This is a genomic window from Citrobacter sp. wls829, assembly GCF_005280825.1.
Classification (GTDB): domain Bacteria; phylum Pseudomonadota; class Gammaproteobacteria; order Enterobacterales; family Enterobacteriaceae; genus Citrobacter; species Citrobacter gillenii.
The window spans coordinates 1-11923 of sequence record NZ_SZWP01000041.1 but is presented as its reverse complement, the minus strand read 5'-3'; the positions used below and the strand labels follow the sequence as shown (position 1 = coordinate 11923).

Annotated in this window: 12 protein-coding genes; 9 read left to right on the top strand and 3 right to left on the bottom strand. The window is 52.8% G+C overall.

The features are described 5' to 3' along the window. Positions 1 to 188 precede the first annotated feature (188 nt). The 4 genes from rplM (at position 189) to sspB (ending at position 2486) form a co-directional block, all read left to right on the top strand. A complete protein-coding gene (rplM, locus tag FDW88_RS05385) occupies positions 189 to 617 on the top strand; it encodes a 50S ribosomal protein L13 (protein ID WP_096755482.1) in 429 nt (142 codons plus the stop codon). Positions 618 to 632: 15 nt separating this feature from the next. Continuing rightward, a complete protein-coding gene (gene rpsI, locus FDW88_RS05380) occupies positions 633 to 1025 on the top strand; it encodes a 30S ribosomal protein S9 (protein ID WP_062774136.1) in 393 nt (130 codons plus the stop codon). Between the two features lie 313 nt (positions 1026 to 1338). After that, entirely contained in the window at positions 1339 to 1977 is a 639-nt protein-coding gene (gene sspA, locus FDW88_RS05375) for a stringent starvation protein SspA (protein ID WP_096755483.1), read from the top strand. 5 nt (positions 1978 to 1982) lie between these two features. Continuing rightward, positions 1983 to 2486: a ClpXP protease specificity-enhancing factor gene (gene sspB / locus FDW88_RS05370; RefSeq protein WP_096755484.1), complete on the top strand. Its 504-nt coding sequence runs from the start codon at positions 1983 to 1985 to the stop codon at positions 2484 to 2486. Positions 2487 to 2532: 46 nt separating this feature from the next. On the opposite strand, the gene dcuC is transcribed toward sspB, so the two are convergent. After that, positions 2533 to 3900 (bottom strand): anaerobic C4-dicarboxylate transporter DcuC, encoded by a 1368-nt coding sequence (gene dcuC, locus FDW88_RS05365; protein ID WP_137362169.1) that lies wholly within the window; start codon positions 3898 to 3900, stop codon positions 2533 to 2535. Positions 3901 to 4259: 359 nt separating this feature from the next. On the opposite strand from dcuC, the gene nanR reads away from it, so the two are divergent. From nanR to nanQ, 5 genes are all read left to right on the top strand, one after another. After that, positions 4260 to 5051 carry a transcriptional regulator NanR gene (gene nanR, locus FDW88_RS05360; protein WP_115257365.1) on the top strand — a complete coding sequence of 264 codons (792 nt, stop codon included), beginning with the start codon at positions 4260 to 4262 and terminating at the stop codon, positions 5049 to 5051. 134 nt (positions 5052 to 5185) lie between these two features. Next, positions 5186 to 6079: an N-acetylneuraminate lyase gene (nanA, locus tag FDW88_RS05355; RefSeq protein WP_137362168.1), complete on the top strand. Its 894-nt coding sequence runs from the start codon at positions 5186 to 5188 to the stop codon at positions 6077 to 6079. A gap of 110 nt (positions 6080 to 6189) precedes the next feature. Continuing rightward, on the top strand, positions 6190 to 7680 hold the full coding sequence (locus FDW88_RS05350; RefSeq protein WP_137362167.1) for an MFS transporter: 1491 nt from the start codon (positions 6190 to 6192) through the stop codon (positions 7678 to 7680). 88 nt (positions 7681 to 7768) lie between these two features. After that, positions 7769 to 8644: an N-acetylmannosamine kinase gene (locus FDW88_RS05345; RefSeq protein WP_137362166.1), complete on the top strand. Its 876-nt coding sequence runs from the start codon at positions 7769 to 7771 to the stop codon at positions 8642 to 8644. Further along, positions 8641 to 9108 carry an N-acetylneuraminate anomerase gene (nanQ, locus tag FDW88_RS05340; RefSeq protein WP_137362165.1) on the top strand — a complete coding sequence of 156 codons (468 nt, stop codon included), beginning with the start codon at positions 8641 to 8643 and terminating at the stop codon, positions 9106 to 9108. The genes FDW88_RS05345 and nanQ overlap by 4 nt, the downstream gene beginning before the upstream one ends. Positions 9109 to 9172: 64 nt before the next feature. Here nanQ and FDW88_RS05335 read toward each other — a convergent pair whose 3' ends face one another. Both FDW88_RS05335 and codB read right to left on the bottom strand, forming a co-directional pair. Continuing rightward, positions 9173 to 10453, bottom strand: a complete 1281-nt coding sequence (locus FDW88_RS05335; protein ID WP_137362164.1) for a cytosine deaminase — start codon at positions 10451 to 10453, stop codon at positions 9173 to 9175. Further along, positions 10443 to 11693, bottom strand: coding sequence for a cytosine permease (gene codB, locus FDW88_RS05330; protein WP_115257370.1), 1251 nt, complete (start codon positions 11691 to 11693; stop codon positions 10443 to 10445). The genes FDW88_RS05335 and codB overlap by 11 nt, the downstream gene beginning before the upstream one ends. Between the last annotated feature and the right edge of the window lie 230 nt (positions 11694 to 11923).

The following is an 11923-nucleotide window of genomic DNA, read 5'->3' as shown; positions in this document are numbered from 1 at the left end:
CTTTGACCCTGACTTCTCTATAATCTTGCGACCCCACGTTACGAGAGAGTTTTTTTCCCAAAACTTTCTATGTGCCGGCATAGGCTATTCGAAGGGGTAGGTTTGCTGGACAATGTCGTGTGAACCTCAACTGACAAAACGTTTGGGTGTTCACCAACGTGTAACTAATTTATTTGGGTAAGCTTTTAATGAAAACTTTTACAGCTAAACCAGAAACCGTAAAACGCGACTGGTATGTTGTTGACGCGACCGGTAAAACTCTGGGCCGTCTGGCTTCCGAACTGGCTCTGCGCCTGCGCGGTAAGCACAAAGCGGAATACACTCCGCACGTAGATACCGGTGATTACATCATCGTTCTGAACGCTGACAAAGTTGCGGTAACTGGCAACAAGCGTACTGACAAAATGTACTACCGTCACAGTGGCTACGTCGGTGGTCTTAAAGAAGCGACCTTTGAAGAGATGATTGCTCGCCATCCTGAGCGTGTGATTGAAATCGCGGTTAAAGGCATGCTGCCAAAAGGCCCGCTGGGTCGTGCAATGTACCGTAAACTGAAAGTTTACGCGGGCAATGAGCACAACCACGCGGCACAGCAACCGCAAGTTCTTGACATCTAATCGGGATTATAGGCAATGGCTGAAAATCAATACTACGGCACTGGTCGCCGCAAAAGTTCTGCAGCTCGCGTTTTCATCAAACCGGGCAGTGGTAAAATCGTTATCAATCAACGTTCTCTGGAACAGTACTTCGGTCGTGAAACTGCCCGCATGGTAGTTCGTCAGCCGCTGGAACTGGTCGACATGATTGGTAAACTGGACCTGTACATCACCGTTAAAGGTGGTGGTATTTCTGGTCAAGCTGGTGCGATCCGTCACGGTATCACCCGCGCACTGATGGAATATGACGAGTCACTGCGTGGCGAACTGCGTAAAGCAGGCTTCGTTACTCGTGATGCTCGTGAAGTTGAACGTAAGAAAGTCGGCCTGCGTAAAGCACGTCGTCGTCCTCAGTTCTCCAAGCGTTAATTGGTTTCTGCTTCGGCAGATTGCAATTTGAAAAAACCCCGCCTCGGCGGGTTTTTTTATGGATTTTTACCCGCGAATAAGCACGGTAATCTGCTGATTGCCACCTCTTTTTTCCCATTTCCAGAATCGACTCACCACAAAGGTCACAAAATCTGGTAAACTATCATCCAATTTTCTGCCCAAATGTGCGGTATTGTTCATTTTTTGTTTGTGTTTTGAACAGCAATGGCTTTCCGAATCTGGGTGACATCACTTCTGGCTGGCCACCTGGTGGCTGGTAGCAGTAAAATTCTTAATATACCTGGAGGTTTTCATGGCTGTCGCTGCCAACAAACGTTCGGTAATGACGCTGTTTTCTGGTCCTACTGACATCTATAGCCATCAGGTCCGCATTGTACTGGCGGAGAAAGGTGTTAGTTTCGAGATTGAGCATGTGGAGAAAGACAATCCACCTCAGGATCTGATCGACCTCAACCCGAATCAGAGCGTACCGACACTGGTGGATCGTGAGCTGACCCTATGGGAATCTCGCATCATTATGGAATACCTGGATGAGCGTTTCCCGCATCCGCCGCTGATGCCGGTTTACCCGGTTGCGCGTGGTGAAAGCCGCCTGTACATGCAGCGTATTGAAAAAGACTGGTATACGCTGATGAACGTCATCGTAAACGGTTCTGCTTCTGAAGCGGACGTCGCGCGTAAGCGACTGCGCGAAGAGCTGCTGGCAATTGCGCCAGTGTTTAGTCAGAAACCGTATTTCCTGAGCGATGAGTTCAGCCTGGTAGACTGCTACCTGGCGCCGCTGCTGTGGCGTTTACCGCAGCTGGGTATTGAATTCAGCGGTGCTGGTTCGAAAGAGCTGAAAGGGTATATGACCCGCGTATTTGAACGTGACTCTTTCCTGGCTTCTCTGACTGAGCCTGAACGTGAAATGCGTCTGGGCCGGGGTTAATCTGTATGGATTTGCCACAGCTATCACCGCGCCGTCCGTATCTGCTGCGCGCATTCTATGAGTGGTTGTTAGACAACCAGCTCACGCCGCACCTGGTGGTGGATGTGACGCTTCCGGATGTGCAGGTTCCTATGGAATATGCGCGTGACGGGCAAATTGTTCTGAATATTGCTCCACGTGCAGTGGGCAACCTGGAACTGGCAAACGACGAAGTGCGTTTTAACGCGCGCTTTGGCGGTATACCACGTCAGGTTTCCGTGCCGCTGGCTGCTGTTCTGGCTATCTATGCCCGTGAAAACGGTGCAGGTACCATGTTCGAGCCAGAAGCGGCCTACGACGAAGATGTCGCCAGCTTAAATGATGACGACAACGACACGTCCGGCTTTGAAAGCGAAACGGTCATGTCCGTCATTGATGGCGATAAGCCCGATCACGGTGATGACAACGACCCGGATGATACGCCGCCACCTCCGCGTGGTGGGCGTCCGGCGCTACGCGTAGTGAAGTAAAATCAAACAGGCCCTTGCGGGCCTGTTTTGCTTTCTGTGCCAGCCATCAATAAAACAGCACAATCGTGGCTATCATATTCACCACAAATCCTACCGCCATTGGGATCGCCGTGCGTTTAACCACCTCAAAAGGCGATACACCCGCAATACCGGAAGTTACTACAATGACCGCAGTAATGGGTGAAACCGCGCGGGCCAGGGTAGTGGCAAAGTGCATTGGCATAATCATTACCACCGCCGGAATATGCAGCCCTGCGGCGATGTCCGGGATCAGGCTGGCGAATGACATAAACGGTGCGTTACCGGAGCCCATGACAATGGCGCAGGCGGCGATGACCACCGCCATGATGATCATCACGCCGATACCGCCAAGCCCGGAATGTTCCGCCCCCCTAATCACCGCGTCGACAGTGCCGATGGTGGTTAAGCCTTTGGCAAAGATCTCACCGGCGACGACCAGCGTCACGACGTTGGCAAACTGGGTGCCCATGCCATCAAAAAACGCCTGCACATCATCCATGGTTTCGCGCAGATTATGGGTGCGAAAGAATTCGACAAGCATGGTGACTGTCATGCTCATCAGCATCACCACCACCAGATTCAGCTCTGTTTTCATGAGTCCACTATGTGCAAGGAACAGCGAGCCTAGCATCAGGATCAGTGGCATCACCGGTAAAATGGCGTAATAGAGCGGCGGAACATCTTCCAGCACCTTTTGTTCGGTAAAGCCGATGTTTTCTGGTGCCGCTTTTTTATCAAACTGGCGCTGTACAAAAAAGTGCGCAATAGCAACAGCGATAATCACGCACGTGGCCACGGGTAACTGGTAGTGGAAGAAGTAGGTGGCGATTTTCATTCCCGCTACCTGAGCGGCAAAAATCGAGTTTGTTTCCAGAATACCCCATTCAATCGACATTGACGTGGCGATGACCGCCACTGCCGACAAACGGCTTACGCCAAGGCTGACCAGCGTCGGGAAGAGGGTGACCATCAGCAACATCCCTAACCCGGAGGCGCTGGTAATGAACTGCGCCATGATCTGACCGATCACATAGGTGGCGGCAAGCACGATATACGGTGAGCGGATAAGCTTTAGCGGACGGCTCAGCAGACTCACCATCGCCCGACTGGCTCCCATCCTGTCCATATAGCGGGCATAGCCACCGACGGCCATAATCGACAGCCCCAAACCTGCGGCGCGACTGGAGAGCATGCGCAGAATTTCGTTATAAATATCAACCAGCAGGTAGCCGCTGCTTTTTTCGGGTGCAACCAGCGCACCGTACCCCAGCCAGACGCCGCAGATCATTAGGAAGATCCCAGCCGCCGCAAGGACCACCTGGGGTTTGTAGTTTTTGAGGATCAGGTAACCCATCGTTAATAAAACGATGACAGAAAGTATGATGCCGAACATTTTTTCACTCCATGCAGGAAAGAAGATAAATCCGGTAATAGCGCTGTTATAAAAGCGGATGTTATATTTTTTTTACCGTTTTTTATGGAGTGAATATCGTATTTTTAAAATCAAGATTAAATTATTTTTCGTTTTAAAATAGTGGTTTATGATAATTTCTCACGATCATATTCGCAGATTTCATAAATTCGATGTCATACTCAGAAATTAAAATTCATCATATCGTTTTTGAGTGAAAATATATTTGTATTTCATATGTTATCAATAAGTGGGCTAACCCGATTGACCTCCATTTCACCCCGCTTTCGATCCTGTGTTACGATGAACCCGCTGTTGTTTTTCACCAATGACTTAGCTGAATGGACCCTATGAACGCATTTGATTCGCAAGCTGAAGACTCTCCATCCACCATTGGCCGTAGTTTACGTAACCGCCCGCTGGCGCGTAAAAAGCTGTCTGAAATGGTTGAAGAAGAACTGGAACAGATGATTCGTCGTCGGGAGTTTGGCGAGGGTGAACAGTTGCCGTCCGAGCGGGAGCTGATGGCCTTCTTTAACGTCGGTCGTCCCTCGGTACGAGAAGCCCTGGCGGCGTTAAAACGTAAAGGCCTGGTGCAAATCAACAACGGCGAACGTGCCCGCGTTTCGCGTCCATCTGCGGACACCATCATTGGTGAACTGTCGGGGATGGCGAAAGATTTTCTCTCGCATCCCGGCGGCATCGCGCACTTTGAACAGTTGCGACTGTTCTTTGAGTCAAGCCTGGTGCGTTACGCCGCAGAGCATGCAACCGACGAGCAAATTGACAGACTGGCGAAAGCGCTGGAGATTAACAGCCAGTCGCTGGATGACAACGCGCTGTTCATTCGTTCGGACGTGGATTTTCACCGTGTGCTGGCGGAGATCCCTGGTAATCCTATCTTTATGGCGATCCATGTCGCGCTGCTGGACTGGCTGATCGCCGCACGTCCGACCGTCGCTGACCGCGAATTATACGAGCACAATAGCGTAAGTTATCAACAGCATATTGCTATTGTCGACGCCATTCGTCAGCACGATCCTGATGAAGCAGACCGCGCATTACAAGACCATCTCAACAGCGTTTCCGCTACTTGGCACGCCTTCGGTAAAAATAAAAAATTGAGGAAGTGATCGCGATCCTGATGATCGTTTAGTGAGGCAGATCGCAATATAAGCGTTCTGTATTGTATTGCTGCTTATTTGATCTGGTATAACAGGTATAAAGGTATGTAGTTAGACAACACTAATCATCGACAGAGGTAGTTATGGCAAGAGATTTAAGAGGCGTAATGCCAGCGTTGTTAACCCCATTCGACAACCAACAGCGACTGGACATTGAGAGCCTACGTCGTCTGGTACGTTTCAACATTGGGCAGGGTGTTGATGGCCTGTACGTCGGTGGCTCAACGGGTGAAGCGTTTGTCCAGAACCGGGCTGAAAGAGAGCAGGTACTGGAGATCGTGGCGGAAGAAGCGAAGGGTAAAGTCACGCTTATCGCACATGTGGGCACGGTGAGCACCGAAGAGAGCCAGCAGTTGGCGAGCGCAGCCCATCGCTACGGCTTTGATGCTGTCTCTGCCGTCACACCGTTTTACTATCCGTTCAGTTTTGAAGAGCACTGTGATCACTACCGTGCAATTATTGATTCCTCTGATGGCTTGCCAATGGTGGTCTATAACATCCCGGCGCTGAGCGGCGTAAAACTGACGCTGGATCAGATCAACACGCTGGTCACGTTGCCGGGTGTTGGTGCGTTGAAGCAGACCTCTGGCGATCTCTATCAAATGGAGCAGATCCGTCGCGCCCATCCGGATCTGGTGCTGTATAACGGCTATGACGAAATTTTCGCGTCAGGCCTGCTGGCTGGGGCAGACGGTGGTATCGGCAGTACCTACAACATTATGGGCTGGCGCTATCAGGGAATAGTGAAAGCACTCAAAGAAGGCGACATCCAGACGGCACAAAAGCTGCAAACCGAGTGCAATAAGGTTATCGATTTACTGATTAAAGTCGGCGTGTTCCGTGGACTGAAAACGGTTCTGCACTATATGGACGTGGTTTCCGTCCCACTGTGCCGTAAGCCGTTTGCCTCTGTTGACGAAAAGTACCTGCCAGAACTGAAAGCGCTGGCTGACCAACTGCTGGCAGAAAAGGCGTAACAGCGGATTGCCGGGGGCTCTTTGCTTGCCCGGCCTACACAGGCAGACCGTAGGCCGGATGAGGCACAGTCGCCCACCAGTACAACAATGAAAATCGTCGGGAGAGTCACATGAGTACTTCTACCCAGAGCATTCCGTGGTACCGCCATCTCAACCGGGCACAATGGCGTGCGTTCTCTGCCGCCTGGCTGGGATATTTGCTGGATGGTTTTGATTTTGTCTTAATTGCCCTTGTGCTGACGGAAGTACAAGGTGAATTCGGGTTGACGACGGTGCAGGCTGCCAGCCTGATCTCGGCCGCCTTTATTTCTCGCTGGTTTGGCGGGCTGATGCTGGGGGCGATGGGCGATCGCTACGGGCGTCGCCTGGCGATGGTCACCAGCATTATTCTGTTCTCGCTAGGGACGCTGGCCTGCGGTTTTGCACCGGGCTACACCACCATGTTTATCGCCCGCCTGGTCATCGGCATGGGGATGGCAGGTGAGTACGGTTCAAGTGCGACCTATGTGATTGAAAGCTGGCCTAAACAGTTGCGCAATAAAGCCAGTGGTTTCCTGATTTCTGGCTTCTCCGTGGGGGCCGTGATCGCCGCTCAGGTCTACAGTCTGGTGGTACCGGTGTGGGGGTGGCGCGCGCTGTTTTTCATCGGCATTGTACCGATTATCTTCGCCCTCTGGCTGCGTAAAAATATTCCGGAAGCCGAAGACTGGAAGGAAAAACACGAAGGCAAAGCGCCGGTGCGCACGATGGTGGATACCCTCTATCGGGGTGAACATCGGGTCATTAATATTCTGATGACGCTCGCCGCCGCAACCGCGCTGTGGTTCTGTTTTGCCGGTAACCTGCAAAATGCGGCTATCGTGGCGATCCTCGGTCTGGTCTGCGCGTTTATCTTCATTAGCTTTATGGTGCAAAGCAGCGGTAAACGCTGGCCGACGAGCGTAATGCTGATGGTAGTGGTGCTGTTCGCCTTCCTCTACTCGTGGCCAATTCAGGCGCTGCTGCCGACCTACCTGAAAACTGAATTGATGTATGACCCGTCGACGGTCGCCAGGGTGCTGTTCTTCAGCGGCTTTGGGGCGGCGGTAGGCTGTTGTGTCGGTGGTTTTCTGGGTGATTGGCTGGGTACGCGCAAAGCCTATGTCTACAGCCTGCTGGCCTCACAGTTGCTGATTATTCCCGTGTTTGCGATTGGCGGTGCCAACGTCTGGGTACTGGGTCTGCTGCTGTTTTTCCAGCAAATGCTCGGGCAGGGGATCTCCGGGATCTTACCCAAACTGATCGGCGGTTATTTCGATACTGACCAACGTGCGGCGGGTCTGGGCTTTACCTACAACGTGGGTGCGCTGGGCGGGGCACTGGCGCCGATCATCGGTGCGCTGATTGCACAGCGTCTGGATCTGGGTACGGCGCTGGGATCGCTGTCGTTTAGCCTGACTTTCGTGGTGATCCTGCTGATTGGCCTTGATATGCCGTCCCGCGTGCAGCGCTGGCTGCGCCCGGAAGCGATGCGTACCCATGATGCCATTGATGGTAAACCGTTTAGCGGAGCCGTGCCGTTTGGCAGCGATAAAAGCGCGCTGGTGAAATCAAAAAGTTAATCCGATTGCCCGGTCCTGCACCGGGCTATTTTGGTAAGGGAATAAGTATGTCGTTACTTGAGCAACTGACGCTGAAAAAGGTCGTGCTATGACAACGCTGGCGATTGATATTGGCGGCACCAAACTGGCCGCTGCACGGGTAGACCGCGATTTACAGATCCGCGAACGCCGTGAACTGCCGACACCTGCCAGCAAAACGCCGGATGCCCTGCGGGCCGCGTTACAGACACTCATTGAGCCGCTGCAGGCGCAAGCAGAGCGCGTTGCCATTGCCTCCACCGGTATTATCCGCGAGGGCACACTACTGGCGATTAATCCGCTCAATCTTGGCGGGCTGATGCACTTCCCGCTGGTACAAACCTTAAGAGAGTTGACCGGCTTGCCGACCATGGCGGTCAATGATGCGCAGGCGGCGTCCTGGGCGGAATACCACGTAATGGCTGACGAGATAAGCGACATGGTATTTATCACCGTGTCGACCGGTGTGGGCGGCGGCGTGGTCAGCAACGGCAAGTTACTCACCGGGGCTGGTGGTCTGGCGGGGCATTTAGGGCATACGTTGGCAGACCCTAATGGACCAGTCTGTGGCTGCGGTCGTACCGGCTGCGCGGAGGCTATTGCATCTGGTCGCGGAATTGCCGCTGCCGCACAGGGCGACCTTGCCGGTTGCGATGCCAGAACGGTGTTTACGCGTGCGGTGCAAGGGCATGAACAGGCCGCGCGGTTGATTGCACATTCTGCACAGGTGCTGGCGCGACTGATTGCCGACGTCAAAGCGTCTACCGACTGCCAGTGCGTAGTTGTGGGTGGCAGCGTTGGGCTGGCTGAAGGATATCTGACGCAGGTCCGAACGCTGCTGGCGCAGGAACCCTCGGTGTATCACGTCCCACTGCGCACCGCACATTACCGACATGACGCCGGGTTGCTGGGCGCAGCATTGTTAGCACAAGGAGAGTTATCATGATATTAGGCGAGTTACAGTCGCTATCCGCCGCGGGATTACCCCCTGTTCTGCTTGATGCGCTGACCGTTGCTCTGGCGGCAGACGTGCAGAATAACGCGCCGGGACACTATGTACTGAAAGGCGACGATCTGTTTATGAACGTGATGCAGTTCGCCACGCAACCGCCACAAGAAAAAAAGGCGGAGCTGCATGAATGCTATATTGATATCCAATTGCTGCTGGCAGGTGAAGAGCGTGTTTTTTTCGGTTTGGCAGGTTCCGCACGTCAGTGCGAAGACGTGCATGTTGAAGAGGATTATCAACTGTGCAGCGAGATTACCGATGAACAGGTTGTTACCCTGAAACCGGGGATGTTCGCGGTGTTTATGCCTGGCGAGCCACATAAACCGGGCTGCGTGGTGAGTGCACCTGGAGAAATTAAGAAGGTGGTGGTGAAGGTCCGAGCCAGCTTGCTACACGCCTGATAGAAATGCGCCAACATGGTAATTGCCGCAGCTGCGTGTCTGCGGCAATTATCCAAAAGACAACCTACCGCTTAAATGTCACTGTTTCCGGCTGTGACAAATGCAGCGTTGTTTGGCTCGGAACGGTCTCGGCGATGACCCGCCCGTGGCGAATGGAATAACGGGCAGGTGTTTGGCGACGAACCGCGTCAAACCCATTTTCTGCCGGTAAAATTACCAGGTTAGCGGAATTTCCAACGCTCAGGCCGTAGTCTTGCAAGTGCAGGGTTTTTGCGCTGTGAGTGGTTATCAGGTTCAGCCCATCATTAATCTGCCCGTATCCCATCAGTTGGCACACGTGTAATCCCATATGCAGCACCTGCAGCATATTCGCGGTGCCCAGCGGATACCACGGATCAAAGACATCATCATGGCCAAAGCAGACGTTGATCTCTGCCTCCAGCATCTCTTTGACGCGGGTGACACCGCGACGCTTGGGATAGGTGTCAAAACGTCCCTGCAGGTGAATGTTCACCAGAGGATTCGCAACAAAGTTAATACCTGACATTTTCAGCAGACGGAAAAGACGGGAAGCATACGCGCCGTTGTAGGAATGCATCGCTGTGGTATGGCTGGCAGTAACGCGCCCGCCCATTCCGTCGCGATGCGCCAGTGCTGCAACGGTTTCAACAAAGCGTGATTGTTCATCATCAATTTCGTCACAGTGCACATCGATAAGGCGGTCGTACTTCTGGGCCAGGGCGAAAATTTTATGCAGCGACTCCACGCCATATTCACGCGTAAACTCAAAGTGGGGAATTGCACCAATCACGTCGGCGCCCAGGCGCACCGCTTCTTCTAACAGCGCCTCACCGTTGGGGTAAGATAGAATCCCCTCTTGTGGGAATGCCACAATTTGCAGCTCCACCCACGGTGCGACCTCTTGCTTCACTTCCAGCATCGCTTTCAGTGCCGTTAGCGTGGGATCGGAAACGTCAACGTGCGTACGAACATACTGGATGCCGTTGGCCATCTGCCATTTCAGGGTTTGCATGGCACGCGTCTTCACGTCTTCGTGAGTCAGCATCGCTTTACGTTCAGCCCAGCGCTCAATACCTTCAAACAGCGTACCCGACTGATTCCAGTTTGGCTCGCCTGCCGTTTGCGTGGTGTCCAGATGGATATGCGGCTCGACGAATGGCGGGATGGCGAGTCCACCTTCAGCGTCCAGTACCTCACCTTGCGGTAAAGATGCGGCTTCCTGGGGTTCAATACGGCTAAAACGCCCGTTTTCAATTGTAAGTTGCCATAACCCGTCGCGTCCCTGTAAACGTGCCTGACGAATGGTGAGGGTATTAGTCTGCATGGCTGACCTCCGTGGACTGAGCAAGACTGCGATTAAAAAGTGGATTCAGCAGGATATAGCTGACTACACCGCCGAGTACGGCGTTGACGGGCACAATACCGGGAATATAGTGGCCGGCAGCGATGCCCAGTGCAACGGACAGAATGGCTATCCAATTCACCGGCGTAAATTGTGCGTTGTTGAAATCGGCGTATCGGCGGTGGTTTAACAGATAGTCGGCAATAATCACCCCGCCAATCGGAGGGATCGCGGCCGACAGAAATGTCAGCCAGCCGACAAAGTTATTGTACAGCCACAGCGCGCACAGCGTGCCAATAATACCGTTAACCACCGACAATGTACGGCTGGAAAAACCGGTAATATTGGCAAAGCCCAGACCCGACGCATACAGCGCGTTGTCGTTGGTTGTCCAGATATTCAGGCCGAGAACGACAATCGCTGGTAGCAGGAGCCCCTGGGCAATCATCACGTCGGAGATGTCCGCCTGTCCTACAGCGGCAGCGCCAGCAGCACCGAAGATAAACATCAAGGAGTTGCCGAGGAAAAAAGCCACCATGGCAATCAGCACCGCAGCTTTGGCATTACGGCCAAAGCGAACGAAGTCGGCCGTCAAGGTACCTGCGCTGACAAACGATCCCACGACCAGCGCCAGCGCGGTTGAAAAATCCAGCGGCGTCTGTGGCACAATCGTTTTTAAATGATCTAAGCCGCCCACGTCGGATACTGCCAGCCAGACGGAGTAACTACCAAGAATAACGATAGCGGGTACGGCGATAATCGATAAAACCGTCAGCGCCGAAATGCCAAAAAAGATGGTCATGGTCATCAACAGGCCAGACACAGCAATCAGGATATTAACGTCGATTCCCGTCGCTTTGCTGACTGGGATAGCAAACATCGCCACGCCAACACCAAACCAGCCCACCTGCGTGCCGCCTAACAGCATTGAGGGAAGCCATGAACCTTTTACGCCAAATGAGTAACGCGCCAGGAGATGGGTAGAGAGTCCGGTTTTTGCGCCGATGAAACCCAGAAAGGCAGTGTAAATACCGAGGAGAAGATTACCGAAGAGAACTGCCAGGAAGAAATCATTATAGGAAAGACCGGTACCGAGTGTGCCCCCGGTCCACATACTGGCGGAAAAAAACGTTAATCCCAACATTACAAATGTCAGTGGAACTACACCTTTCCGCGCGGCCAGAGGGACGGGGCCCTGGCTATAATTGTTATCTTGCGACACAACACCTCCATGAATTTTGCCCAAAAAATCCGCCGCATAATATACACTTTTCAGAAGAATGCAAACGTTTACGTACTGGATTTTTAAGCTGGTTGGTCGCGAATTTATGCTATGTAGCAACTACGTATTTTTAGAAGAGAAGACGGATATCCGGCATCTCATCCATATGTGCGGACGAGATGCCAGAAAAGATGTGTTTATACTTCCAGGTAATTCAGGATCCCGTCAGC

Excerpts from the sequence above, each read along its gene's own strand:
- FDW88_RS05335 (WP_137362164.1), bottom strand. The coding sequence starts at position 10,453 with ATGCAGACTAATACCCTCACCATTCGTCAGGCACGTTTACAGGGACGC.
- rplM (WP_096755482.1), top strand. The coding sequence starts at position 189 with ATGAAAACTTTTACAGCTAAACCAGAAACCGTAAAACGCGACTGGTAT.
- sspA (WP_096755483.1), top strand. The coding sequence starts at position 1,339 with ATGGCTGTCGCTGCCAACAAACGTTCGGTAATGACGCTGTTTTCTGGT.
- dcuC (WP_137362169.1), bottom strand. The coding sequence starts at position 3,900 with ATGTTCGGCATCATACTTTCTGTCATCGTTTTATTAACGATGGGTTAC.
- nanR (WP_115257365.1), top strand. The coding sequence starts at position 4,260 with ATGGACCCTATGAACGCATTTGATTCGCAAGCTGAAGACTCTCCATCC.
- nanA (WP_137362168.1), top strand. The coding sequence starts at position 5,186 with ATGGCAAGAGATTTAAGAGGCGTAATGCCAGCGTTGTTAACCCCATTC.
- FDW88_RS05350 (WP_137362167.1), top strand. The coding sequence starts at position 6,190 with ATGAGTACTTCTACCCAGAGCATTCCGTGGTACCGCCATCTCAACCGG.
- FDW88_RS05345 (WP_137362166.1), top strand. The coding sequence starts at position 7,769 with ATGACAACGCTGGCGATTGATATTGGCGGCACCAAACTGGCCGCTGCA.
- rpsI (WP_062774136.1), top strand. The coding sequence starts at position 633 with ATGGCTGAAAATCAATACTACGGCACTGGTCGCCGCAAAAGTTCTGCA.
- sspB (WP_096755484.1), top strand. The coding sequence starts at position 1,983 with ATGGATTTGCCACAGCTATCACCGCGCCGTCCGTATCTGCTGCGCGCA.
- nanQ (WP_137362165.1), top strand. The coding sequence starts at position 8,641 with ATGATATTAGGCGAGTTACAGTCGCTATCCGCCGCGGGATTACCCCCT.